Annotated in this window: 24 protein-coding genes; 7 read left to right on the forward strand and 17 right to left on the reverse strand. The window is 63.8% G+C overall.

All coding sequences use genetic code 11. The annotated features are described in order from the left end of the window. The first annotated feature begins 169 nt into the window (after positions 1–169). From AAFO92_RS09555 to AAFO92_RS09575, 5 genes are all read left to right on the forward strand, one after another. Positions 170–526, forward strand: a complete 357-nt coding sequence (locus tag AAFO92_RS09555; RefSeq protein WP_347534506.1) for a metalloregulator ArsR/SmtB family transcription factor — start codon at positions 170–172, stop codon at positions 524–526. Beyond that, positions 507–938 carry an SRPBCC domain-containing protein gene (locus tag AAFO92_RS09560; protein ID WP_347534507.1) on the forward strand — a complete coding sequence of 144 codons (432 nt, stop codon included), beginning with the start codon at positions 507–509 and terminating at the stop codon, positions 936–938. Before AAFO92_RS09555 ends, AAFO92_RS09560 begins: the two co-directional genes overlap by 20 nt. Positions 939–1,035: 97 nt before the next feature. Then, a complete protein-coding gene (locus AAFO92_RS09565; RefSeq protein ID WP_347534508.1) occupies positions 1,036–2,184 on the forward strand; it encodes a Xaa-Pro peptidase family protein in 1,149 nt (382 codons plus the stop codon). Positions 2,185–2,287: 103 nt separating this feature from the next. Continuing rightward, on the forward strand, positions 2,288–4,090 hold the full coding sequence (locus tag AAFO92_RS09570) for an aminopeptidase P family protein (protein WP_347534509.1): 1,803 nt from the start codon (positions 2,288–2,290) through the stop codon (positions 4,088–4,090). Positions 4,091–4,149: 59 nt separating this feature from the next. Further along, positions 4,150–4,491 carry a DUF427 domain-containing protein gene (locus AAFO92_RS09575; protein WP_347534510.1) on the forward strand — a complete coding sequence of 114 codons (342 nt, stop codon included), beginning with the start codon at positions 4,150–4,152 and terminating at the stop codon, positions 4,489–4,491. Positions 4,492–4,650: 159 nt separating this feature from the next. Here AAFO92_RS09575 and AAFO92_RS09580 read toward each other — a convergent pair whose 3' ends face one another. After that, positions 4,651–6,339 (reverse strand): chloride channel protein, encoded by a 1,689-nt coding sequence (locus tag AAFO92_RS09580; protein WP_347534511.1) that lies wholly within the window; start codon positions 6,337–6,339, stop codon positions 4,651–4,653. A gap of 88 nt (positions 6,340–6,427) precedes the next feature. Here AAFO92_RS09580 and AAFO92_RS09585 point away from each other — a divergent pair, with 88 nt between their 5' ends. Then, positions 6,428–7,804 (forward strand): FAD-linked oxidase C-terminal domain-containing protein, encoded by a 1,377-nt coding sequence (locus tag AAFO92_RS09585; protein ID WP_347534512.1) that lies wholly within the window; start codon positions 6,428–6,430, stop codon positions 7,802–7,804. 50 nt (positions 7,805–7,854) lie between these two features. Here AAFO92_RS09585 and AAFO92_RS09590 read toward each other — a convergent pair whose 3' ends face one another. From AAFO92_RS09590 to ftsW, 15 genes are all read right to left on the reverse strand, one after another. Beyond that, positions 7,855–8,085, reverse strand: a complete 231-nt coding sequence (locus tag AAFO92_RS09590; RefSeq protein WP_347534513.1) for a hypothetical protein — start codon at positions 8,083–8,085, stop codon at positions 7,855–7,857. 267 nt (positions 8,086–8,352) lie between these two features. Then, a complete protein-coding gene (gene recN / locus AAFO92_RS09595; protein ID WP_347534514.1) occupies positions 8,353–10,002 on the reverse strand; it encodes a DNA repair protein RecN in 1,650 nt (549 codons plus the stop codon). Positions 10,003–10,023: 21 nt separating this feature from the next. Further along, the gene (locus AAFO92_RS09600; protein ID WP_347534515.1) at positions 10,024–10,875 is read right to left on the reverse strand and encodes an outer membrane protein assembly factor BamD; all 852 of its coding nucleotides are present in this window, start codon (positions 10,873–10,875) and stop codon (positions 10,024–10,026) included. Positions 10,876–10,987: 112 nt separating this feature from the next. Next, positions 10,988–11,908 (reverse strand): UDP-3-O-acyl-N-acetylglucosamine deacetylase, encoded by a 921-nt coding sequence (gene lpxC / locus AAFO92_RS09605; RefSeq protein ID WP_347534516.1) that lies wholly within the window; start codon positions 11,906–11,908, stop codon positions 10,988–10,990. A 225-nt stretch (positions 11,909–12,133) separates the two neighbouring features. Next, positions 12,134–13,756 (reverse strand): cell division protein FtsZ, encoded by a 1,623-nt coding sequence (gene ftsZ / locus AAFO92_RS09610; protein ID WP_347534517.1) that lies wholly within the window; start codon positions 13,754–13,756, stop codon positions 12,134–12,136. A 454-nt stretch (positions 13,757–14,210) separates the two neighbouring features. Then, positions 14,211–15,545 carry a cell division protein FtsA gene (gene ftsA / locus AAFO92_RS09615; RefSeq protein WP_347534518.1) on the reverse strand — a complete coding sequence of 445 codons (1,335 nt, stop codon included), beginning with the start codon at positions 15,543–15,545 and terminating at the stop codon, positions 14,211–14,213. A 3-nt stretch (positions 15,546–15,548) separates the two neighbouring features. Next, positions 15,549–16,418, reverse strand: coding sequence for a cell division protein FtsQ/DivIB (locus AAFO92_RS09620; RefSeq protein ID WP_347534519.1), 870 nt, complete (start codon positions 16,416–16,418; stop codon positions 15,549–15,551). Beyond that, the gene (locus AAFO92_RS09625; protein ID WP_347534940.1) at positions 16,406–17,284 is read right to left on the reverse strand and encodes a D-alanine--D-alanine ligase; all 879 of its coding nucleotides are present in this window, start codon (positions 17,282–17,284) and stop codon (positions 16,406–16,408) included. Before AAFO92_RS09625 ends, AAFO92_RS09620 begins: the two co-directional genes overlap by 13 nt. 102 nt (positions 17,285–17,386) lie before the next feature. After that, positions 17,387–18,316 (reverse strand): UDP-N-acetylmuramate dehydrogenase, encoded by a 930-nt coding sequence (gene murB, locus AAFO92_RS09630; RefSeq protein WP_347534520.1) that lies wholly within the window; start codon positions 18,314–18,316, stop codon positions 17,387–17,389. A gap of 61 nt (positions 18,317–18,377) precedes the next feature. Beyond that, a complete protein-coding gene (locus AAFO92_RS09635) occupies positions 18,378–18,638 on the reverse strand; it encodes a hypothetical protein (protein ID WP_347534521.1) in 261 nt (86 codons plus the stop codon). An 18-nt stretch (positions 18,639–18,656) separates the two neighbouring features. After that, complete coding sequence (locus AAFO92_RS09640; protein ID WP_347534522.1) at positions 18,657–18,920, reverse strand: DUF2484 family protein; 264 nt, start codon at positions 18,918–18,920, stop codon at positions 18,657–18,659. Continuing rightward, a complete protein-coding gene (locus AAFO92_RS09645) occupies positions 18,917–19,168 on the reverse strand; it encodes a DUF2484 family protein (protein WP_347534523.1) in 252 nt (83 codons plus the stop codon). The genes AAFO92_RS09640 and AAFO92_RS09645 overlap by 4 nt, the downstream gene beginning before the upstream one ends. After that, positions 19,165–20,571: a UDP-N-acetylmuramate--L-alanine ligase gene (gene murC / locus AAFO92_RS09650; RefSeq protein WP_347534524.1), complete on the reverse strand. Its 1,407-nt coding sequence runs from the start codon at positions 20,569–20,571 to the stop codon at positions 19,165–19,167. The genes AAFO92_RS09645 and murC overlap by 4 nt, the downstream gene beginning before the upstream one ends. After that, positions 20,568–21,674 (reverse strand): UDP-N-acetylglucosamine--N-acetylmuramyl-(pentapeptide) pyrophosphoryl-undecaprenol N-acetylglucosamine transferase, encoded by a 1,107-nt coding sequence (locus tag AAFO92_RS09655; RefSeq protein ID WP_347534525.1) that lies wholly within the window; start codon positions 21,672–21,674, stop codon positions 20,568–20,570. Before AAFO92_RS09655 ends, murC begins: the two co-directional genes overlap by 4 nt. Further along, positions 21,671–22,837 carry a putative lipid II flippase FtsW gene (gene ftsW, locus AAFO92_RS09660; RefSeq protein WP_347534526.1) on the reverse strand — a complete coding sequence of 389 codons (1,167 nt, stop codon included), beginning with the start codon at positions 22,835–22,837 and terminating at the stop codon, positions 21,671–21,673. Before ftsW ends, AAFO92_RS09655 begins: the two co-directional genes overlap by 4 nt. A 195-nt stretch (positions 22,838–23,032) precedes the next feature. On the opposite strand from ftsW, the gene AAFO92_RS09665 reads away from it, so the two are divergent. After that, positions 23,033–24,211 carry an NAD(P)/FAD-dependent oxidoreductase gene (locus AAFO92_RS09665; protein WP_347534527.1) on the forward strand — a complete coding sequence of 393 codons (1,179 nt, stop codon included), beginning with the start codon at positions 23,033–23,035 and terminating at the stop codon, positions 24,209–24,211. A gap of 16 nt (positions 24,212–24,227) precedes the next feature. On the opposite strand, the gene AAFO92_RS09670 is transcribed toward AAFO92_RS09665, so the two are convergent. Further along, positions 24,228–25,142 (reverse strand): LysR substrate-binding domain-containing protein, encoded by a 915-nt coding sequence (locus AAFO92_RS09670; RefSeq protein WP_347534528.1) that lies wholly within the window; start codon positions 25,140–25,142, stop codon positions 24,228–24,230. Between the last annotated feature and the right edge of the window lie 45 nt (positions 25,143–25,187).

The raw sequence follows: 25,187 nt of genomic DNA on the forward strand, positions 1-25,187 counted from the left end.
TTGTCTATGGGCAAAAGATAAACATGCCTGCCTTCACATGGGAAGGAAGTTTTCCCGAAACGCGGTCCATTGAGACTAAAGTCGTATTCTGCCCGCATGAGGCGAACGGACCGGCCATTTCGTTCACCTTTTTGGTTGATCGACGATATAGATAATGTTATTCAACCATATGGTTGAACAAGAATCACAGAACCGCCTGACCGAAATCCTGAAGGCCGCCAGCGACCCCACCCGCCGCGCCATCCTGACGCTTCTTGCGCAGCATGGCGCACAGCGGGTGACAAAAATCGCCGGGCATTTCGAGATGAGCCTGAACTCGGTCTCGAAGCACATCAAGGTGCTGGAAAAGGCCGGTCTGGTGATCCGCCGCACCGAATGGCGCGAACATCTGATCGAGGTGCAGATGGACCCGCTGCGGGAAATCGACCGCTGGTTCGATGATCTCCGTTCGATCTGGGCGCAGAGGCTTGAGGCGCTCGATACGCTGCTAACAAAGGAACCTGACAATGACGATGACCGAAAATGACCTTTCGCTGACTGTTTCCCGCACCATCGCCGCGGCGCCCGAACGGGTATTCGACGCGTGGCTCGACCCCGGGATGCTGATGCGGTTCATGCAACCCGGCCCGGGCATGACCACGCCCAGTGCCGCGACAGACCCGCGCGAGGGCGGGCGGTTTGATCTGATCATGAAGAATGGCGATGACGAAATGCCCCATGGCGGCGTCTACAAGGTAATCGACCGGCCCAACCGGCTGGTGTTTTCCTGGGAATCGCCCTTTTCCGTCGAGGGCAGCACCGTGACGCTGGATTTCCGGCCCGAGGGCACCGGCACCCATGTCACCCTGACCCATGTGCGGTTCCCCGATCAGGAAAGCCGCGACAATCACGAAAACGGCTGGACCGCGATCCTGACCCGGCTGGCAGAGGTTTCCTGAGCCCTTGGCGCGGCTGCCGGCACGGCCGGCCCGCGCAATTTCCTTGCCAAATGCGTCGCGCCGCGATTGGGTTTGCCGAGTGACCTTGGAGACCCCAATGACCTTTCACTTCGACACTGCCGAATATGCAGCCCGGCAAGCCCGCGCAACACAGGCGGTGGCCGATGCCGGGCTGGATGCGCTTATCATGTTCGCACCCGAAAGCCATTTCTGGATTTGCGGCTACGACACGTTCGGCTTTGCGATGTTCCAGGCGATGGTTCTAACCGCCGGTGGCGATCTGCACCTGCTGACCCGCCTGCCCGATCTGCGACAGGCGCAACTGACCTCTACCCTTGGTGATGACCAGATCCACATCTGGACCGAGGTAGAAGGCGCCACGCCGGCACAGGATTTGCGCGCGCTGCTTAAAAAGCTTGGCGTCGACAAGGGCCGGCTGGGGTTCGAATCCCGGACCGCGGGGCTGACGGATTTCAACGGCCAGATGCTGCGCGCCGCCCTGCCCGGCCTGATCGACGCATCGGACCTGGTCCGCGGCCTGCGCCGGGTTAAATCCCCGGCCGAGATCGCCATGCACCGGCGCGCGGCCAAGCTGTCGGACGAGGCGATGGATGCCGGGCTTGCCGTGACCCGGGCCGGCGCGTTCGAAGGCGACATCCTGGCTGCGATGCAGGGGGCCGTCTTCAAGGGCGGCGGTGATTACGCGGGCAATGAATTCATCCTTGGCTCCGGTCCCGGCGCGCTCCTGTGCCGCTACTACTCGGGCCGCCGTCACCTGGATGCGCAGGACCAGATGACGTGGGAATGGTCGGGCGCCTACGCGCGTTACCACGCCGCCATGATGCGCACCGTGGTGATCGGCGCCCCGAACAAGTGGCAGCGTCACATGCACGCCGCCGCGGTCGAGGCGATCGAGGCCTGCGAAGAGGCCATCCGCCCCGGCGATCCGATGGGCAATGTCTACGACGCCCATGCGCGCGTGCTAGACAAGCGCGGCCTCGGCCATGCCAAGCTGCAGGCCTGCGGCTATGGCATGGGGGCGGTCTACAACCCGATCTGGGTGGATTTTCCGATGTTCTACCGGGGGAACCCACTGATCATGAAGGAAAATCAAGTATTCTTCCTGCACATGATCCTGATGGACAGCGCGGCCGGTCAGGCCATGTGTCTTGGTCATTCCATACTGGTGACCGGGACCGGCGTCGAACGTCTGTCGCGCCATTCGCTCGACCTGCTCGTGCGCTGAGCGGCTATCTCTACCCTCGGGTCGCCGCGCCGGCCCCGAGGCTCTGGTCATTTCCGGTTCGTTAAGCCAGAAATGCACCACAGCCAGAAAAAGGGATGCCGCCATGTTCCAATCCTTCGACGATACCGCCACGCCCGAGGCCGGCCCCGCGCGGCTGGCAGCATTGCGGGGGGCGCTGCAGGACGAGGGGCTTGCCGGTTTTCTGGTTCCGCGCGCCGATGCCCATCAGGGCGAATACGTGGCCGAACGCGATGCGCGGCTGGCCTGGCTGACCGGCTTTACCGGCTCGGCCGGGTTCTGCATCGCCCTGCAAGAGATCGCGGGTATTTTCGTCGATGGCCGCTACCGCGTGCAGGTCAAGGCGCAGGTCGACACCGATCATTTCACGCCGGTAGACTGGCCCGAGACCAAGCCCGCCGACTGGATCAGAACGCAGCTGCCAGAGGGCGGCGCCGTCGGGTTCGATCCCTGGCTCTATACCGCCGAACAGATCGAGACGCTTGAGCAGGGGCTGAAAGGCAGCGGCATCACCCTGCGTCCAACCGCCAATCTGATCGACGGGATCTGGCCCGACCAGCCCGAGCCGCCGCAAGGGCAGATCTCTTCCTACCCGGTCGAATTCGCTGGCCGCGACCATGAAAGCAAGCGCGCCGAAATGGCCCGAGAGCTGCGCGAGGCGGGGCATCGCGCCGCGATCATCACCCTGCCCGATTCGATCGCGTGGGCGCTGAACATTCGCGGCAGTGACATCCCCCGCAACCCGGTGCCCCATGCCTTTGCCATCCTGCAGGACACAGGACATCTGACACTGTTCGTCGACGCGGCCAAACTGGACGATACCCTGCGCGCCCATCTGGGCGGAGAGGTTCTGACACGGCCCGTCAACGCCTTTGCCCCGGCCCTGCGCAGCCTGACCGGCCCGGTCCGGCTGGACAAGAGCTGGGTGCCGGTCTGGGTGGTGCAGCAACTGGATGAGGCCGGCGTTGCCCGGGCCTGGGGGGACGAACCGCCGATCCTGCCCAAGGCCTGCAAGAACGACGCCGAGATCGCCGCCACCCGCGAGGCGCATCTGCGCGACGGCGCGGCGCTGTGTGAATTCCTGGCTTGGTTCGATGCGCAGGCCCCGGGGACCATTACAGAGATCGACGTTGTCACACGGCTCGAGCAGTGCCGGCGGGCCTCCGGCAAATTGCTGGACATCAGCTTTGACACCATCGCCGGCAGCGGCCCGCACGGCGCACTGGCGCATTACCGGGTCACGCACAAGAGCAACCGGACACTGGAGAACGGCGATCTGCTGGTTCTGGACGGCGGCGGGCAATACCTGGACGGTACCACCGACATCACCCGCACCCTGCCGGTGGGCGATGTCGGCGCAGAGGAAAGTGCGGCGTTTACCCGCGTTCTGCAGGGCATGATCGCCATCAGCCGGCTGCGCTGGCCCGGCGGGCTGGCGGGGCGCGATCTGGACGCGATCGCCCGCTATCCGCTCTGGCTGGCCGATCAGGATTACAACCACGGCACCGGTCACGGCGTCGGCGTACATCTGTGCGTCCACGAAGGCCCGCAGCGCCTGTCGCGGATCAGCCATGTACCGTTCAAACCGGGCATGATCGTGTCGAACGAGCCGGGCTACTATCGCGAAGGCGCTTTCGGCATCCGCATCGAAAACCTGGTAGTGGTGACCGAGGCCGAGCCGCTGCCCGGCGGAGACCAGACCGGAAAACTTTGTTTCGAAACGCTGAACTGGGTGCCGATCGACCGGCGGCTGATCGAAGCGGAAATGCTGACCGCGGCCGAGCGCGGCTGGTTGAACGATTACCACGCGCGCTGCCGGGAAAAGATCGCACCGCGCCTTGGCGAAGATGCGGCAAATTGGCTGATGCGGGCAACTGCCGCTCTGTGACAGATTAGTGTAACAATACGCTGCGATTAATACGACGGCGATACCGGGAGGAGAGGAAGATGACGGATATTCGGATACGCAAGGCCGACGGAACCTGGAGCGTGCGCGCAGGCGGGGCCGTGCTGGCCGAAAGCAGGAATGCGCTCGAACTGAACGAGGGCGACTATCCGGCCGTGATCTATTTTCCCCGCGATGACATCGCCATGGCATTTCTGGAACCGACCGACCACAGCACCCATTGCCCGCACAAGGGCGATGCCAGTTATTTCTCGATCATCACCAAGAGCCAGACACTCGAAAACGCGGCCTGGAGCTATGAGAACCCCAAGGACGACGTGGCCCGCATCAAGGATCACCTGGCGTTTTATGTCGGCGATGCCGTGGCGGTTGAGCAAATCTAGGCCGGGCGGTCCTCTCTAGGGACAAAACCACCATCGCAGGGCAACGGAATTTTCGAAAATTCCGTATCGGAAAATTTCAATTTTCCTTCCCGTTTTCTTCAAAGAAAACGGTGCCTGCAACGGCGATGCCGAGAACTGCAAAGGGCTCCAAGACCCCACTCAGCTATGCTCTTCTTCGGACACCGCCGCCAGCGCGCGGTTATAGGCCTTGAGCGCATCGACATGGAAAAGCGCGCCCAGAAGTTCGGGTGGCTGATCCTCGCCGCCAAGGGTCACGACCGGCAGGAACCGCGTCCCGACGCGGTCGAAAATGGGCATGGCCAGCTCTAGCGTGGCGTTCCCGTCGATATAGATGCCGTTTTCAATGAGCTCCCAGCATTCCGCCTCGTCCGCCGGGTGCTCGTGATCCGCCCCCCGCATCAGCTTGGTCACCCGGAACATCGCCAGCAGATAGGCCTGAGGCCCCGCCGCTAGGCGGACATTGCGCCGGTCAAGCTGGGTCAGGAAGAACGACCGCCGGACCAGCCGCGAGCCCAGGGCGGTGGACATCGACACCGCCACCATCACCGCGATCCCGGTCTGCCAGTCGCCGGTCAGTTCGAACACGATCAGCGTGGTGGAGATCGGCGCGCCCAGCACGGCGGCGGCGACCGCGCCCATCCCCGCCAGCGCATAAAGCGTGACCGACCCCGACACATCCGGCAGCAGCGCCGTGGCGATCAGCCCGAAGGCCAGCCCGGTCAGCGCCCCCACCATCAGCGAGGGTGAAAAGATCCCGCCGCCCATCCGCCCGCCGAAGGTGATCGCAACTGCCACCACCTTGAGCACTGCGAAAACCACCGCCTCGTGCAGCAGCAACTCGCCGCTCAGCGCCGCCGTCGTCGTTTCGTACCCGACCCCGATGATATGCGGGAACCAGATCGCCAGCGCGCCCAGCAACGCCCCGGCGACGGCCGGGCGCAACCAGCGCGGCAGGTTGATGCGGCGCTGGACATGCCCGGCGAAACCCTCGGCCACAAAGATCGCGTGCATCAGCGCCGTGGCGACCAGCCCGCAGATCAGGCCCAGGATCAGAAAGGCGGGCAGTTCGACATAGAATTCCAGCGCCGAGGATTGCAGCAGGTTGAACTCGGTAATATCGCCGAATTCCAGCCGGTTGATCACCGTTCCCGCGACCGAGGCGATGACGATCGGGGCAAAGGCATGGACCGCGAAATGCCGCAGCACGACCTCGAGCGCGAAGAGCGCCCCGGCGATGGGTGCGTTGAACGAGGCCGAGACCGCCGCCGCCACCGCGCAGCCCAGCAGATCGCGCCCGGTGATCCCGTCGGCATTGATCCGGTTGCTGACCCAGCTTGAAATGATGCCGGCCATATGCACCACCGGGCCTTCCCTGCCCGATGATCCGCCAGTGCCCAAGGTGATGAGCGAGGCAAAGACCGAGGCGACCCCCGCGCGCTTTTCCACGCGCCCCTCATGAAGCGCCGCGCCCTCGATCACGTCCGCCACCGACCGCGCCCGCCCATCCGGCGTGAACCTGTGCAGGATCACCCCAACCGCCAACCCGCCGAGGATCGGCACGATCAGTACCCAGTACCATGGCAGCGATGCGGCATGGCTGTGGATCCGTGCCATATCCTCGGTGCCATAGGCCAGATACTGCAGCGCATTGATCCCCTTGCGGAACAGCAGCGCGGCGAACCCCGCCGCGATGCCGATAAGCAGCGCGATGATCCAGAACTGGAACTGGCTGGGGCCACGGGTACGCAGAACATGCCACGCCTTTTGCAACGCGGCGGCCGCGGCGCGGCGCTTTTCCGCCCAGATCGACGCTTCCGGTTCTAACATCCGCCGTTTCTTTCCTGCCGCATCGTCCTTCTTTCCCCCGACCGGCGACTCGCCTAGACTGCGCCGAAACCATCCATGAGGACCACCGATGGGCATCGAGACCGTCACCACCCAGTTGACCACATTTCTAGGACAACGTCTGAGCCGGTCCAAGTCCGATCTGGAATTACACGGGCGGAGTGAAACCCATTTCCCACTCATGCCGCCGGACGCGGTCGCCTATCCGGAAAACGCGCAGGAAGTGGCGGAAATCGTTCGGGTTTGCGGCCAGCACCACGTGCCGGTCATCGGCTGGGGCGTCGGCACCTCGCTCGAAGGTCAGGCCCAGGCACCCTCGGGCGGGGTCTGTGTCGATTTCAGCCGGATGAACCGCATCCTGGAAATCCGCCAGGCGGATATGGATGTGACGGTGCAGCCCGGCGTGACCCGCGAGGCGCTCAACGAAGAGCTGCGCGCCACGGGCCTGTTCTTTCCGGTCGATCCCGGCGCCAATGCGACCCTGGGCGGGATGGCGTCGACCCGCGCCAGCGGCACGACAACGGTGCGCTATGGCGGGATGCGTCAGAACGTGCTGTCGTTAGAGGTCGTCACCCCCGGCGGTGAGATCATCCGCACCGGCAGCCGCGCGCGCAAATCCTCTTCGGGATATGACCTGACCGGGCTTTTCGTCGGCGCCGAGGGCACGCTGGGCCTGATCACCGAACTGACGCTGCGCCTGCAGGGCCAGCCCGAGGCGATGGCCAGCGCCGTCTGCGCCTTTCCCAGCATCAGGAATGCCGTATCGGCGGTGATCGACACGATCCAGATGGGAATCCCGATGGCCCGGATCGAACTGGTCGATGTGGCCACAGTGCAGGCGGTCAACGCCTATTCCGGCAGCGGCCTCGCTGAGGCCCCGCACCTGCTGCTGGAATTTCACGGCTCGGAATCGGGTGTGGCCGAACAATCCGAAAGCTTCGGCGAAATCGCCCGCAGTCACGGCGGCAAGGGTTTCGACTGGGCCACCAAGGCCGAGGACCGCAACGCGCTCTGGGCGATGCGCCACAACGCCTATCACGCGATCAAGGCGACGCGCCCGGGGGCGCAGGTGCTGGTCACCGATGTCTGCGTGCCGATATCAAAGCTGGCGGAAGTCATCGAGGAGACGCGGCTGGACCTGGAAAACGCCGGTATTCACGGCCCGATCGTGGGCCATGTGGGCGACGGCAATTTCCACACCTCGATGATGTTTGACAAAGGTGATGCCGATCAGCTTGCCGCGGTCGAAGCGGCCTCGCACCGGATGGTGGAGCGCGCACTGGCCAATGGCGGCACCGCTACCGGCGAACATGGCATCGGCATCGGCAAGAAACGCTATATGGACCGCGAGCACGGCCACGGCTGGGCGATCATGGGCGCGATCAAACAGGCGCTTGATCCGGATAACACCATGAACCCGGGCAAGCTTGTACCGCCTCGGAACTAGCCGGTCATAACATCAGGTTCAGCGCGTAATACGCTGTTACCCAACGACAATCAGCACTTTTCGTACTTGCCGCCGGTGCAGACGTCATCCGAAATGACATAGCCCACGGGCGCCACGATCTCATCCGGCGTACGCGAACGGGTCACGGTATCCTGTTTCCGGTCGGAAAAGATGCTGTCACCGCCGCCGCCGCCGCCGGGTCCGCCCGCGTTGCCGCCGGCACCACCAGCAGCGCCACCGCCGCCGGCTGACCCACCACCGCCGCCGCCACCGGACGACATCGCCTGCGCCTCATTGACCCAGAGCGAGAAGGTTGCAATTACGAAAAAAGAGAAAAATTTGCGCGCCGCACTGGACGCGGGTCTGCCAAAAGCAGTCATATCAGTAACCCCCACAGATTAACTAGTTACCCTTCCGCACCTACCATAGATTGAGACAATTTCAAGGCAATTTTGAGTCAATTGTGGCGTAATCGAGGCAAAATGTGACAAAATGGTTAACGGAAAAACCCTGCTTTCGCCTGGATTTATCGGTTAATTTACAGCACGTTACCCTGCCAGCAGCGCCTGCGCCGCGCTGCGCGCCTCGGGGGTGATCGTGTCACCCGAGAGCATGCGGGCGATTTCGTCAACCCGGTCCGGTGCGGCCAGTTCGGTGACGGTTGACAGGGTCTGGTCACGGGCGACTCGCTTTTCCACCCGCCAGTGGTGCGATGCCAGCGCGGCGACCTGCGGGGAATGGGTGACCACCAGAACCTGGCCCTGTTCAGCCAGCTGCGCCAGCCGCCGGCCCACCGCATCCGCCGTTGCCCCGCCGACACCGCGGTCAATCTCGTCGAAAATCAGCGTCAGGCCGGCATCCGTGCCGGTCAGGCACACCTTGAGCGCCAGCAGGAACCGGCTGAGCTCGCCACCCGAGGCGATCCGTGCCAGCGGCCCCGACGGTGCGCCGGGATTGGTGGCCACCGTGAACCCCACCTCGTCGCGGCCCAGCGGACCGGGTTCGGTCGGCGTTATGGCGGTTTCAAACACCGCGCGGTCCATCTTGAGCGGCGCCAGCTCTGCCATCACCGCCTTGTCCAGCCGCCCGGCCGCCTTCGCCCGCGCGGCGCTGAGCGATTGCGCCGCCGTGTCATAGGCAGCCTCGGCCTGCGAAAGCGCGCGGCTCAGGTCACGGATGTCCTCGTCTCCCTGATCCAGGGCGGTCAGCTTGTCGCGTAGTCCCGTGGCCAATGCCCCCAGATCGTCCGGTGCAACATCATGCTTGCGCGCCAATGCCCGGATCGCGAACAGGCGTTCCTCGGTCTGTTCCAGTTCCAGCGGGTTGAAGGACAGCGTTTCGAGGCAGCGTGCGACGCCTGAACCGGCCTCGTCCAGTTCGACCAGCGCGCGGCCAAGCGCGGCAATCGGCTCATCCAACTGCCCCTCGGCCTTGTCGGCGGCATCTTCGAGCCAGCGCAGCGCATCCACGGCGCGGCCCTCGGCCCCGTCCGTCCCAAGCGCCTGTGCCGCCCGGGCAATGTCTTCCCGGATACGCTCGGCGCCCTGCATCAGGCGGCGGCGGGCGTCCAACTCGCCATCCTCGCCCGGTTGCGGGTCCAGCGCATCCAGCTCTGCCACCGCGTGGCGCAGAAACTCCTCTTCGGCGCGCACCACGTCCAGTGCCGCCTGCGCCTGGTCAAGTGACTTGCGCGCCTCGGCCATGGCGCGCCAGGCAGCGCGCACCCTGTCTCTGGCGCCCCCAAGCCCGCCAAACTCGTCCAGCAGGGTGCGATGGCCCTTGGGGTTCAGCAGGCCGCGATCATCATGCTGGCCATGCAGTTCCACCAACGTGTCCGACAGCCGGCGCAGAACCTCGCCCGAACAGCGCCGATCATTGACCCAGGCGGTCTTGCGCCCGTCGCTGGTATTGATCCGCCGCAGGATAAGCGCGTCTTCCTCGGGCAATCCGGCCTCTTGCAGGACCGCCCGCGCAGGGTGATCGGCAGACAGGTCAAACACCGCCTGCACTTCGCCCTGCTCGGCCCCGGCGCGGACCAGTTCCGCGCGCCCGCGCCAGCCCAGCACGAATCCCAGGGAATCGAGCAGAATGGATTTACCGGCGCCGGTTTCGCCCGTCAGTACGTTCAGCCCCGGCTGAAACGAGAGTTCCAGCCGGTCGATGATCAGCATGTCGCGGATGTCGAGAGACCTGAGCACCTTGCCCCCCTTAGGCGCGGATCACAGCCACCGCCCCTGGATCATCTGGCGGTAGATCTGGCGCAACCAGCTATCGCCGGCGGCCTCCAGCTCCAGCCCGCGCCCGGTCAGCAGCTTGTAGCTGTCCTCGTACCATTCGGTGGAACGGAAATTGTGACCCAGGATCGCGCCGGCGGTCTGTGCCTCGTTGGTCAGGCCCAGCGACAGATATGCCTCGACCAGACGGTGCAGTGCTTCGGCGGTGTGGGTTGTGGTCTGGAAATCCTCGACCACCACGCGGAACCGGTTGATCGCCGCTCCGAAATGATCGCGCCGCAGGTAATAGCGCCCGATTTCCATTTCCTTGGCGGCCAGGTGGTTGAAGGCCAGGTCGAATTTCAGCACGGCCGAACTGGCATATTCGCTGTCGGGATAGCGTTCGATCACCTCACGCAGCGATTGCAGCGCCTGGAACGTCAGGCCCTGGTCGCGGCCAACCTCGTCAATCTGGTCGTAATAGCTGAGCGCCAGAAGATATTGGGCATAGGCCGCGTCTTCGTCCGACGGGTAGAAATCAATGAACCGCTGCGCCGCCGAACGACTGTTCTCATAATCCTTGTCCTGGTGATAGGAAAAGGCCTGCATGATAACCGCGCGCTTGGCCCATTCGGAATAGGGATAGAGTCGCTCGACCTCGGCAAAGTGCTTGGCGGCAAGATCGGGATCGTTGCGGGCCAGGTCATATTCCGCGCGTTCGAAGATCTGCTTGGCCGTATAGTTTTCAAAGTCGATATCGCCGCGGTCGATCTTGCCCCGGATGCCGCCGCACCCCGTGACGATCAAAGCGATGGCCAACGCACTTACCCATTGTGCCCGAAACTTGCGGACTGTCATTCCTGAACTCACCTCTGTTGCGCCTTGACGGGTCTCTACCCCAATCTTGCCCTCGGTCCTAGCACAGAATTTTACGGGGCAAAACGCCTTTGGCGCAATTACACGTGAGGGTTCAGGCGACGTCGGGAATTTCGCCCCAATGCACACCGGCACCCGGCAGACGGGCGGCCGTATCGGGATCGCATTCCACGATCTCATAGGCGTTCGGATCAGCAAAGAGCGCGCGTAGCAGATCATTGGTCAGGGCGTGACCCGCACGGAAACCATGGTAATGCCCAAGGATCGGCATCCCCGCCAACCCCAGGTCGCCAAGCGCGTCCAGCATCTTGTGCCGCACGGCCTCGTCCCGGTGGCGCAGGCCGCCGGGGCTGAGCACGTTCGCGCCATCGACGACAACGGCGTTTTCCAACGTGCCGCCAAGGGCCAGACCGTTGGCGCGCATGTGATCGACATCGGCCTTGCGGCAGAAGGTCCGGCTGTTCGACAACTCGCGCACGAAGCTGCCATTCGACATGTTCAGGGTCTTTTTCTGTTCGCCGATCGCGGCATCTTCGAATTCGATGTTGAACTCGATCAGCAGCGTCTCATGCGGGCTGAGACGGGCGATCGCCTGTCCCTTGCGCACCTCGACCGGTTTCAGAACCCGAAGCGCGCGCACCGGCGCGTCCTGCCGTTCGATTCCGGTGCCCAGGATACCGCGCACGAACACCGCCGAACTGCCGTCAAGGATTGGCACCTCGGGGCCGTCGATTTCGACCACCGCGTTGTGGATACCGCAGCCGACGAGCGCGGCCATGATGTGCTCAACCGTCGAGACCGAAACACCGTCCTGGTTGACCAGACGGGTACAGAGCGGCGACTGGCGCACATTGTCCCAACGGGCGGGAATCGTGTCGCAGGCATCCGTCACGTCCGTACGACGGAACACCACACCGTGCGATGCCGGTGCGGGAACGACCGTCAGGCGCGTCCGTGCGCCCGAATGCAGGCCTACCCCATCGAAGGAGAGCGGTGATTTAATCGTATTCTGCAAGTCTGTCCTCAAGATCCCCGCGCGGAGAGTGGCCCGCGCTTGGTCACCGGATTTAATGCTGCACCTGCAAATGCTCAACTCAAACTTTGCAACGGTCTGAAACATGCCGTATCGGGGCGATGGCGGTTATTTGCCGACCCTGTTTTTTCCAGATGCAAGCCTTTGAATTCAAACGAAAAGGACCGCCCTTGGGCAGCCCTTTAACGGTTTCTTAAGTGACCGGTATCAGTTGGCCTGACGCCGCAGGAAGGCAGGAATTTCGATCTGCTCTTCTTCTTCATCGTCATATTGTTCGACAGGTGCCCGCTGCGCCTGCGGCGCCTGGACCGAGGGCTGCTGACGCACGGGGCGCGGTGCCTGCGCGGTTTCACCATCGCTCGAATGGCCGGTCATGCGATTGATCAGCGTGTTGATGCCAAAGCGCGGACGCTCGGCACTGGGAGCCGGGGCGCTGCTGCGGCTTTCCTGTGGACGGCCGTAGCCGCCATTCGGCACCTTGGCCACGGCTGCCTGCAGGCGCGCCATCGCGTCGGGTGAAGGTGTCCCGGCGGCACGCGGCGCCACGAACTCTTCCAGGTTGTCCCCGTCATCGCTTGCAGACGGGTCGAATTCCTCGACACGCGGGGTATAGGCGGGCGGCGGCAGGTCATCTTCGATACGCTCGGCGCGCTGCTCGGCCGCCGGTTCGAAAATGTCCTCCATCTGCTCTTCCGCGGCGGCGCGCTGTGCGTCCATCTCGTTGAAAAGCGACGGTTCTTCCTCGGCCCTCGCCATAACGGCCGGCGCCTCTGTGACCGGCTCATCGCGGCGTTCCGCCTCGACCGCGGTCTTGAGCGGCTGCGCCAGCGACCGGCGCGGAACCGGAATATCCGAGACGGTTTCGCTGGCGTCGATGCCGGTGGCCACGACGCTGACGCGCATGGTGCCTTCCATCGCCGTGTCCAGGGTCGAGCCGACGATGATATTGGCGTCGCCATCCACCTCTTCGCGGATCCGGTTGGCGGCTTCGTCCAGCTCGAACAGGGTCAGATCGTGACCGCCGGTGATGTTGATGAGAACACCCTTGGCACCGCGCAGGCTGATCTCGTCCAGCAGCGGGTTGGCAATCGCCTTCTCGGCGGCCTGGATCGCGCGGTCTTCGCCGCTGTCCTCGCCGGTACCCATCATCGCCTTGCCCATCTCGTCCATCACCGCGCGGACATCGGCGAAATCGAGGTTGATGAGGCCCGGGCGGACCATCAGATCGGTCACCCCCTTGACGCCCTGGTACAGCACGTCATCGGCCATCGAGAAGGCCTCGGTAAAGGTGGTTTTCTCATTCGCCAGACGGAACAGGTTCTGGTTCGGAATGATGATCAGCGTGTCGACCATTTTCTGAAGGGCATCAACACCTTCTTCGGCTTGCCTCATGCGCTTGGCGCCCTCGAACTGGAAGGGCTTGGTGACAACGCCGACGGTCAGAACGCCCAGCTCGCGGGCGGCCTGCGCTATGATCGGGGCCGCGCCGGTGCCGGTCCCGCCGCCCATGCCGGCGGTGATGAAGCACATATGCGCGCCGGCCAGATGATCGACGATCTGTTCGATGCTTTCCTCGGCGGCGGCGGCGCCGACGCTGGGGCGGGCACCCGCGCCCAGACCTTCGGTGACTTTCACGCCCAGCTGAACCCGGTTATCCGCGTCGCTCTGGCTGAGCGCCTGCGCGTCGGTATTCGCGACGACGAAATCCACGCCATCGAGCTGCTTCTCGATCATGTTGTTCACGGCGTTGCCACCCGCGCCACCGACGCCGAATACGGTGATCCTGGGTTTCAACTCTTCATGTCCCGGCATTGTCAGGTTCAATGTCATTTTTTTTCCGCCTGCTGTTATGCCTGCCCGCGCAGGCCGATTTTCCGCTTAATGAGGGGTATCATTACCCGTCGTTAACAATTCAGTCACCAAAAAACCACCCTTCAGACACAAAATATGGGTAGTTTCTTGGGTTTTCCCGCGTTATTTCGCCGATTGGGCCAGATTTCGCGGTTCTGGTATTCGCGCATACAACGGCTCCTCACCACTGAAAACACGCATCGCGCGCATTCTCTCAACCAATAGATGCAAGGATGTCTGCTCATCCTCCATGTCGGCCTCTGCGGACCTTGGTAAAAATTGTATCACAACAATTGCTTAGCGTCACGCGATTCGTGAAATTCAGGCGTAAAACTGCGTTTCCGAATCGGAAACGGCTGTTTTGGGCCGCGCAACAGCACACCGCGCTGCCCAAAGGCCGGGCGCACGACGCAATCTGGGCGTGTGCCCACCGTTACCAGTTGTCCTTGAACCACTTGACCGCACGCCGCAACGAGCGCGCAGGGTAGCGGTCCACGGGTATTTCGAAATCCCACCATTCGTCCTGCGGATTGGCGGCGAAAAGGCACATGCCGACGGCACTGGCAAAGCCGGGCCCGGTCGCGGCCTGCGGCAGGCCGTGGACCCGTAGCGGCCGGCCCAGGCGCACCTGCTGGCCCAGGATCCGGCTGGCCAGCCCGTCCAGGCCGGGGATCTGGCTGCCGCCGCCGGTCAGGACGATCTGCTGGCTCGGCAGATGCTCGAACCCCGCCGCGTCCAGCCGTGCGCGCACCTCTTCCAGTATTTCCTCGACGCGCGGGCGCATGATCCCGATCAGCTCGGCCCGGCTTGCGGTGCGCCGGTCATGCTCGTAATCGCCGGTATCGCCGCCGATCTCGATCATCTCGCGGTCATCCATGCCGGTGGCGACGACCCCGCCGTAGAATGTCTTGATCCGCTCCGCCGTGGCGGTCGGCACCTGCAGCCCCATCGAGATGTCACCGGTGACGTGATCCCCGCCGATACGCACGCTGTCGGCATAAATCATGTGCTTCTTCATGAAGATCGACACACCGGCCGATCCCCCACCCAGGTCGACGCAGGCCGCGCCCAGCTCCTGCTCGTCCTCGACCAGCGAGGCGATCCCCGCCACGTAGGCCGAACTGGCCAGACCGGCCAGTTCCAGATCGCAGCGCTTGACGCAATGGGCCAGGTTCTGAACGGCGATTTCATCCACCGTCAGCATGTGCATGTCGGTCGACAGCCGCTGCCCCAATTGGCCGCGCGGATCAATCAGCCCGGATCGGTGATCCAGCGCGAAATTCACCGGCTGGGCATGCAGGACCTCGCGCCCCTCGCCGTAATCCGGCACATCGCAGGCGCTGAGCACGCGGCTGACATCCTGCTCGTCAACGGTTTCCCCATCCAGATCGATCGCCCCGGCCAGGCCATAGGATCGCGGCTGCGCACCGGAGAAGCAGGCAATCACGTGATCGACGCGGATGTTTGCCATCTTCTGTGCCGCCTGCAGCGCCGTGCGAATGGCGCGTTCGGTTTCCTGCATCACTTCGATCTCGCCAAAGCGCACCCCGCGCGATCGCGTCGTGGCCGCCCCGATCACCCGGAACCCCGCCTGCCCCGCCATCGCGCCGATCCCCTCGGCCTCGGCCAGGCGGTCGGTGCCGTCGAAACGCAGCACCAGGCAGGCGATCTTGGAGGTGCCCACATCCAGCACCGCCACCACGCCCCGCTGCATCGCCGCCTTGCGCATGTTGCGCATCGCCCGCTGGGTCTCGTATAGCTCGATCATCCCTTAATCTTCCCCTGCCGAATAATTCGTGACACGCCACCATTCTTCGACGGCGCGCGCGTTCATCCTGATGGTGGGCCGCGCGGCAAGCCGCATATCGACGGCCACCAGATCCCGTTCCAGCATCTCCTGTGCCTCGCCCAGTACGATCACCCGTTCGATCGCGCGCACCGGGTTGCGTTCGGGCAGCAGGATGCGCTGCCCGCGATCCAGCACCAGATCCCAGCGGCGCTCACCCACGCGCACGATGCCGCGAATGCGCCCCTGCAACGGCGCCGCGGCAGCCAGAACGTTCAACGCCTCGGGGATCGCCCTTTCGGCCCCCCTACCGGCGACGACCGGCAGATCGGGGCGGGCAATGCGGCTGTCCAGTTCGGCAATGCGAACACCTTCGACATCGACCACCGCCAGCCCCTTGCGGCTGCGCCAGAGCGCCACGGGCTGCCGTTCGGTCACCTCGGCCACCAGCACCCCGCCGTTGCGGATGCGCACGCTGACATCGGCAATGGCGGGCAGCGCCTTGATCGTCTGGCGGATCTCATCCAGTTCCAGATCAAAGGAACTGACCGGAAACTCGATTGGAAAGATCTCGCGGATTTCGCCCGAGACCGCCTCGCTGGCGCCTTCGACCGCCAGCAGGTTGACCATGAATTCAGGCCGTGTTTCGATCTGGTGGCGCAGCTCGGCATAGGCCAGCACCAGCTGTTCGCGCCGGGCCTCGTCCGACAGGTAGACCGTGGCCAGCCCGAAGGTCAGGCAGAACGGGATGCCAACCCGCAGCACCCGGCGAAACAGCGGCGTCAGCATCAGCCGCTGGTAACGGTAGGACCAGCGCGAGGGCGCGGGATCGTGGCGTGGGCTTACCTGTCGCATGAGGCATCCTCGACCATCCAGCGGCACAGCTCGGGAAAGGACATGCCCACCGCCTGCGCCTGTTCGGGGCTGAGCGACGTGGGCGTCAGCCCGGGCTGGGTGTTGGTTTCCAGCAGGATCAGCCCATCCAGCCCCCGCGCCTCGTCCCAGCGGAAATCGGTGCGGCTGACACCGCGGCAGCCCAGCACCTGATGGGCGCGCAGGGCATATTTCATGCAGGCATCGAAAATCTCTTGCGGGATGTCGGCGGGCACCACATGGCGCGATCCGCCCGCGGCGTACTTGGCGTGATAGTCATACCAGCCATCGGTCAGAATGTCTGTCACGGTCAGGGCGCGGTCCCCCATCACCGTGGTCGTCAACTCGCGGCCCGGGACAAAGGTCTCGACCATGACGGTCTGCGGCATGTCATCGGACAGCTGCGGCGGAGAATTCGCCGCCTCGTTGACGATATAGACACCCACGGACGACCCCTCGTTATGGGGTTTGACGACGTAGGGCGGCGCCATGACGTGGCGCGTGGCGACCTCGACCTTGTCGGCCAGCACACTGTCCGCCACCGGCAGGCCCGCCGCGCGGTAGGCCGCCTTGGTCTTTTCCTTGTCCATCGCCAGAGCCGAGGCCAAAACACCCGAATGCGTATAGGGAATGCGCATCCATTCCAGGATGCCCTGCACGCAACCATCTTCGCCCCAGCGGCCGTGAAGCGCGTTGAAGACCACATCCGGAGAGATTTCGGAAAGCTGTATGGCCAGGTCGCGGCCCGCATCGACCTCGACCACCTCGTACCCTGCTTCCCGCAATGCGGCGACGCATTCGCGCCCTGACGACAGCGACACCTCGCGCTCAGCCGAGGGGCCACCCATGATCACCGCCACATTCGGGGTTGTCCTGCTCGAACGAACCACCTTGCGCCTCAGATTTCCGGGCCTGTTTTCGGCCCTTGTCTTTGTTAACTGCCTACTGACTTATTCCGGGGCCGTTTCGCCGACCCTCATGATTTCCCAATGTAACTCTATTCCACTGGTTTTGAAAACCTTTTTTCGCACTTCCTCGCCCAGTCCTTCCAGGTCCGCCGCCGTCGCATCGCCGGTATTGACGAGGAAGTTGGAATGTTTCGGGCTCATCTGTGCGCCGCCCCGCCTTGCCCCGCGCATCCCGGCATCGTCGATCACCTTCCACGCCTTGAGATCATGCACATCATCCGCCCGCCCGGTCGAGCTGAACCCCGCCGGGTTGCGGAACGTGCTGCCCGCGGTACGGTCCTTGGTGGGCTGGGTTTCGTCGCGTTTTTTCAGCTGTGCATCCATGCGCGCATGAAGCGCCTCGGGATCGGCGGATTCGCCTTCGAACGTGGCGCTGGTGATGACCCATCCCTCGGGCAGGTCGGTCTGGCGGTATTGAAACCTCAGATCGTCAGGGGTCAGGGTCACGGGTTTGCCGTCGCGGGTGATCGCCGTGGCGCTGACGAAATGATCGGCAGTGTAGCTGCCATAACAGCCCGCATTCATCCGCACTGCCCCGCCGATGGCGCCGGGAATGGTGCGCAGGAATGTCAGGTCGATGCCCACATCTGCGGCCTTCCTCGCCACATGTGCATCCAGCGCCGCCGCACCCGCGGTCACGCGGTTGCCATCGGCCTCAATGCTGTTGAATCCGCGCCCCAGCCGGATCACCACCGCCCGCAACCCGCCATCACGCACAATGAGGTTCGAACCGACGCCCATCGGAAAGACCGGAATGGTCGGATCGAGATTGGCTAGGAATTCGGCCAGATCGCCCTCGTCCGCAGGCTGAAACAACCAGTCGGCTGGCCCGCCCACGCGCAGCCAGGTCAGATCATTCAGGGGGCGGTTTTCGGTAAGCTTGCCGCGTGTCTCAGGCATATCGTGGGTCATGACCGGACTTTTGCCCGCAGACGTTGCAGAGGTAAAGCCCCGTCGCTCACCCGGCACCGCCTTAGCCGCGCTCGCGGGTCTGACCCCAGATAGCACCGGCAATCAAACCAAGTTGCGCAGGCATGGCGATGAGAACGGACAAGATCATATATCCCAAGCCGTCCCATCCATGCGCTTGCCGTCCCTGGAATATCGCCCAGATGGCCAGTCCAAACAAGCAGAGCACGGCGATCCAGACAGCACTGTCCTTGTAGTACTTTATGGCAAACCGGGCTGCGATGAGGGACAGGATGAAACAGATGAGCGGCAGGATATATACCATCAACCGCCCGTCACGTCTTCAGGCGCCCGCGCCACTGCGGGTCAGGAGGCCCTTGATCCACCGGCCCAGATAGACCACCGGCCAGCGCAGAACGCTGATACCTGCCACAAGCACAACCACCCCTATGACCGGGCCGTTCTCATAGGTGACATAACCCAGGATCGGCACGCCCACGGCGATCAGGAAATACGCCCGGCGCCAATGATTGTCCCCTGACGGAATCATGGCCAGCACATTGGCAAGCAGCGCCCAGATACAGGCAAGAATCAGCGACACGCTCATTTCGGCACCTCCACCGGCCGGCCCATAGCCCGGCGTGCGAAATAGCGCAATGGTTTCCGGAGCATGGAAATGAAAGCTAACCCTGCGGCGATGGCAGCCCACGGCGACAGGTCACGGCCGATCAGGTAGATCAGCACCGGCGCCGCCATCAGCAGCACGATGCCTGGGGCGTATTGATAACGCATCGGCAGGAACGCCACTGCCGTGGCCGCCAGAACCCAGAGGCAGGAGGCAATCAGAAGCGTCATGCCGCCCCCTTCATCAGCCGCGCCGGCAGCGCGTTGGCCCAGGCGCTGATCGTCCCGGCGCCCAGGCAGACCACCAGGTCGCCCGGCTTGGCCTGCTCGCGCACCAGCCGCTCCAGGTCATCCTCGCTATCGATGCCGCGGGCATGGCGGTGGCCATGGCGGATCAGGCCAGCGACCAGGTCATCGCGGCTGGCGCCTTCGATCGGGTCTTCGCCGGCGGCAAACACCTCTGCGATAGCCACCACATCGGCCTCGTTGAAACAGGCGCAGAAATCCTCGAAATGGTGGCTCAGGCGGGTGTAGCGATGCGGCTGATGCACGGCGATCACCCGCCCCTCGGTCGCCTGCCGGGCGGCCTTGAGCACGGCGGCGATTTCCACCGGATGATGGCCGTAATCGTCGATGATGGTCACGCCACCAACCTCACCCACGCGGGTAAAGCGGCGGTTAACGCCGCCAAAGCCGGCCAGCGCCTCGCGGATCTCATCGCGTTTCATGCCCAGATGACGGGCCACGGCCACCGCGCTCAGCGCGTTCGAGACGTTGTGATCGCCCGGCATCGGCAGGCTGCAGCCTTCGATCAGCATCCCCTCGGCCTGCAAGACGACATCGAAATGCGCGATGCCCTTTTCGTATTTCAGGTTGACCGCCCGCACGTCGGCCTGGGCGTTGAACCCGTAGGTCATGACACGGCGGTCGCTGATCTTGCCCACCAGCGTCTGCACATCCGGGTCATCGGTGCAGCAGACGGCAAGGCCGTAGAACGGGATGTTCGAGACGAAATCGAAGAAACCCTTGTGCAGCGCCTCTTCGGTGCCCCAATGCTCCATATGCTCGGGGTCGATATTGGTGACGATGGCGATGGTGGCAGGCAGCCGGTTGAATGTGCCGTCGCTTTCGTCCGCTTCGACCACCATCCATTCGCCATCCCCCACCCGCGCGTTCGAGCCATAGGCGTGGATGATGCCGCCGTTAATCACCGTCGGGTCGAACCTACCGTGATCCAGCAGCGCCGCCACCATCGTGGTGGTCGTGGTCTTGCCATGGGTACCGGCCACCGCGACATTAGATTTCAGCCGCATCAGTTCCGCCAGCATTTCGGCCCGGCGCACCACCGGCAGGCCGCGCGCCCGCGCGCCGTCCAGTTCTGGATTGCCCGGTTTGATCGCGGAGGAGATCACCACCACCTCGGCATCTTCAAGGTTCTCGGCGCGCTGCCCCTCAAAGATCGTGGCCCCGGCCTCGGCCAGCCGGTCGGTCAGTTTCGAGCGCTTCAGGTCCGAGCCCTGCACCGTGTAGCCGTGATTCAGCAGCACCTCGGCGATGCCCGACATGCCGATACCGCCGATACCCACGAAATGGATCGGCCCCACATCGCCGGGAAGTTTGGTTGCCGCGCTCATGTCTCAGCCCTCATGCCTGCCAGTTCCTCTACCATATCCGCCAATCTATCCGGTGCCTCCGTCATCGCACAGGAAAATGCCGCCCGCGCCATCCGCGAGGCCCCGTCGGGATGTTCGATGACGTTGGAAATCTGTTTTGACAGCGCGTCGACCTGCAGCCTTTTTTCAGGGATCAGAATCGCCGCCCCGGCATCGACCAGCCCACGCGCATTGGCGGTCTGATGATCGCCCGTGGCGGCCGCGAACGGGATCAGAATAGACGGCCGGCCGATGACGCTGATATCGGCCACCGATGATGCGCCCGAGCGGCTGATGACCAGCTGCGCCTCGCTCATCCGGCGGGATATGTCGCGGAAGAACGGCTGCACATCGGCGTCGATATCGTGATCGGCGTAGAACTGCGCCACGCGCAATTCATCCTCGTCCCGCGCCTGATGGCTGACCCGGATGTTGCGCAGAACATCCATCGGCAGTTCGGCGATCGCAGGCGGAACCACATCCGACAGAATGCGCGCGCCCTGGCTGCCGCCGATCACGAGGATCGACATCGGATAGTCGCCGGGGCTGATATAGGGGGAATTTGCGCGCTCCAGCACCGAAGCGCGGACCGGGTTGCCCACATGAAACCCCTCGACACCATCGGGCAGTTGCGTCGGCCAGGTGCCACAGGCGACACGGTCCACCCGGCTGCTGAAAAACGTGTTCACCTTACCCAGCACGCCGTTTTGTTCATGGATCATGCACGGGCGGCGCAGGATGCGGGCCGCGGCCAGGGCCGGAATTGTCGGGTAGCCGCCGAAACCCACCACCGCCGCCGGGCGCTGAGACATCATCTGGACCGTGGCGCGCAGGATGCCGCCGCAGATCAGGAACGGCGCCGCCAGTTTCGACAGGATGCCGCCCCGCGCGAAGGTGGCGCTGGCGATCTGCTCGACCTCGACCGTATGGGGAAAGCCGCCGGTATAGCGGGCACCGCGCGCATCGGTCGAAAGCTTCACCCGCCAGCCACGACGCAGCATCACCTCGGCCAGCGCCTGCGCCGGGAACATGTGGCCACCAGTGCCGCCGGCTGCAATCACCAGCAGCGGCGCGGCGCCGCTCATCCGACCCGCCCCCTGAGGATGTCGCCAATCGCCCCCTGTGGCCGGGTCCGGGTGAAGGCAAAGAGCATCCCCACCGCGATCCCCGTCGCGATCAGCGACGAGCCGCCATAGCTGACAAAGGGCAGCGTCATCCCCTTGGCGGGCAGCAACCGGACCGCCACGCCCATGTTGATCATCGCCTGCACGCCGATGATGGCGATCAGCCCGGTGCCCGCCAGGCGAATGAACGGATCACGCTCGCGCATCAGCCGGGTCAGCGACCGCAGGACGATCACCGCGTAAAGCGCGATGATGCACAGCACCAGGACCAACCCGTATTCCTCGGCGGCGACCGCGATGATGAAATCAGTATGGGCATCGGGCAATGACCATTTCACCTCGCCCTCCCCCACGCCAACGCCGAAAAATCCGCCTTCGCGGATGGCATTGGTGGCAAAACCCAGCTGCGTATTGGGATCGACATCGGCGCTGAGGAAGCCATCGATGCGGCGGGCGAAATGCTCCGAATTGGAATAGGCAAAGCTGCCCGCCAGCACCACCAGCCCGGCCATGACCATCAACAACAGGATCGGCGCGCCGGCCACGAAATACATCACCCCCCAGCCGAACAGCACCAGGCAGGCCTGCCCGAAATCCGGCTGCAGCGCCAACAGCGCGACGATGACGATTGCCAGCAGGAATGACATCCGCATTCCCGGCGGGCCGTTGATCTCTTGGCTGGCCGCCATCATCCAGGCCGCGACCACCACGAAGCCGGGCTTGAGAAACTCGGACGGCTGAAGGCTGGCAAAGCCCAGCGAATACCACCGCACCGCCCCCTTGCCGAAATCCGTCCCGAAAAATGGCAGGAGAAGCAAAGAGATGAACGCCGCAATGAAACCAACCACCGCCAGGCGACGCACCAGCTGCGGGCTCATCATCGACGTCAGCATCATCGTCATCAGCGCGAGGCACCCGAAAAACGCCTGGCGCTGTACGTAGTGGAAAGGCTGGAAACCGTTCTTTTCCGCCAGCGGCGGCGAGGCCGCCAACCCCAGAAGAATGCCGATGCCGAACAGGATCAGAACGCAGGACACCGACCACTTGTCGATTGTCCGCCACCATTTCGGCAGAATGGGCTCTCCGTCCCGCACCGGGACCGCCCCATACACCATCTCTGTCATCAGTACCGCCTAAGAGCCTCAGTTTGCGCCCCGTTTCGGGGTCGTTGCCGTCACCATAGCAGCGCAAGGTCTTTTTGGGAAGTGTTCCAGAACGGTTTTCATGCTGGTTTCCGTCAGGCATGCAAGGGGTTAGAGGCGGCAATTGACCCGTCGGGAAACTTGACGGCGCAGCCGCTCTCGGGCAGGGCTGCAGACATGCAGGTGGAAACGCTGATATTGGGCGCCGGAGCGGCGGGAATGATGTGCGCGGCCCAGGCCGGGCCGGGCGTGCTGATCGTCGATCACGCCAAGGCCCCGGGCGAGAAGATCAGGATTTCCGGCGGCGGGCGATGCAATTTTACCAATCTGCATACCGGGCCCGGCAACTTCATCTCGGCCAACCCGCATTTCTGCAAATCCGCCCTCAGCCGCTATACCCAGTGGGATTTCATCGACCTCGTCGCGCGGCACGGCATCACCTGGCACGAAAAAACCCTGGGCCAGCTGTTCTGCGACGGCAAGTCACCCCAGATCATTGCCATGTTGCAGGCCGAGATGGCGCGTGCCGGCGCCGAGCTTTGGCTGCAAAGCTCGGTCAGAGAGGTCTCGCATGATGGCAGCCGGTTTACCGTCTTGCTGGAGCGCGCGGGCAAGGATGTTGCCGTGACCGCGCGCAACCTGGTCATTGCCACGGGCGGCAAATCCATTCCCAAGATGGGCGCGACCGGGCTGGCCTATGACATCGCGCGCAAGTTCGGCCACGCGGTAACCCTGACCCGCCCCGCGCTGGTGCCGCTGACCTTTTCCGACAATCCCTTTGCCGGCCTGTCGGGCGTGGCCGCGCCCGCGCGGGTATCAAACACACATACCGGGTTCGACGAGGCGGTGCTGTTTACCCATCGGGGCCTGTCCGGCCCGGCGATCCTGCAAATCTCATCCTACTGGCGCGAGGGTCAGGAAATCACGCTCGACCTGCTACCGGACATTCCGCTGTTTGACCTGCTGCGTGACCAGCGCCGGACCGGCGGGCGGCGCAATTTGACGACCGAGCTTGCCCGCCACCTGCCCGCCCGGCTGGTTGACCACCTGGCGCCGCAGCTTGGGGCCGCGGGAAATCTGGCAGATCAGTCGGATGCAAAACTGCGGGCGCTGGTGGACGCGCTGCGCAACATGACGTTGAAACCCGCCGGGTCCGAGGGGTATCGCACCGCCGAAGTCACCCTGGGCGGTATCGACACCGATGGATTGTCGTCAAGAACCATGATGTCGCAAACGGTACCGGGCCTGTATTTCATCGGCGAGGCGGTTGATGTCACCGGCTGGCTGGGCGGTTACAATTTTCAATGGGCCTGGAGCTCGGGATGGGCGGCAGGACAGGCAATCAGGGCGGCCTGAGCGCGCGACCCAGCGTTCAGGACGCGGTGAATTCAAACCCGTCGATATCGCGCAGGAACGCCTCGAAGAAATCGGTGAAGGTTGCCACCAGCGGCGGCAGGGCGTCGTAGGGCGGATAGTAGACGGCCAGCCACAGGGGCGTTACCGTCCAGGCCGGCAATACCTGCTCGACCGTGCCTGCCTTCAGCCCCTCTGCGATGATGAATTCAGGCAATAGCGCCATGCCCGTGCCGGTCTCGGCCAGCGCCAACAGGGCGTCGCCGTTGTTGCAAGTGATCTCGGTTCCCGCCGTCACGGTGCGTTTCAGGGCGTCCTTTTCGAAATACCATGCCTCGGGATCCCCGCTGGTGCTGTAGGACATGCAGAATTTCGGGTCGATGGACTCGGGGCTGGAGGGGCGCTCGATCCGGTCGAATAGCCGCGGCGAGGCAACGACGTAGCGCGGCACCTTGCAGATCTTGCGCCAGATCGTCGATTTATCCGTCGGCGGGGCCGAGATGCGAATGGCCAGGTCGAAATTCTCTTCGACGATGTCGATCAGCCGGTCGGCCAGGTTCAGGCGCAGTTCGATATTCGGGTAGGCAAGCCTGAAGGCATCGGCCAGTTTCGGCATCAGGCGCAGCCCGAAAGACATTGGCGCACTGACCGACAGGCTGCCGCGTTCGGGCTGGGTGGCGCGCTCTAGCTCCTCGGTCACGCGGTCGAAATCCTCGACGATCGGCCGGTAGCGCGCGGCGACCAGCGCGCCGGTCGTGGTCAGGGCGACCTGCCGCGTGGTGCGCACCAGTAGCTGCTGCCCCAGATCGGCCTCCAGCCGCGCGACGATCCGCGTGACAGAGGCCGGTGTCATCCGCAAGTTCCGCGCCGCCTGGGCAAAGCTTTGCTGGGTTGCGACTTCGAGGAAGATGCGAATGGGTTTGAGGTCTTTCATAGGGTGATTATTACATTTGCAACAATAAAATATGCAACAACATTA

It is taken from the genome of Roseovarius sp. CAU 1744 (assembly GCF_039839345.1).
Lineage (GTDB): Bacteria > Pseudomonadota > Alphaproteobacteria > Rhodobacterales > Rhodobacteraceae > Roseovarius.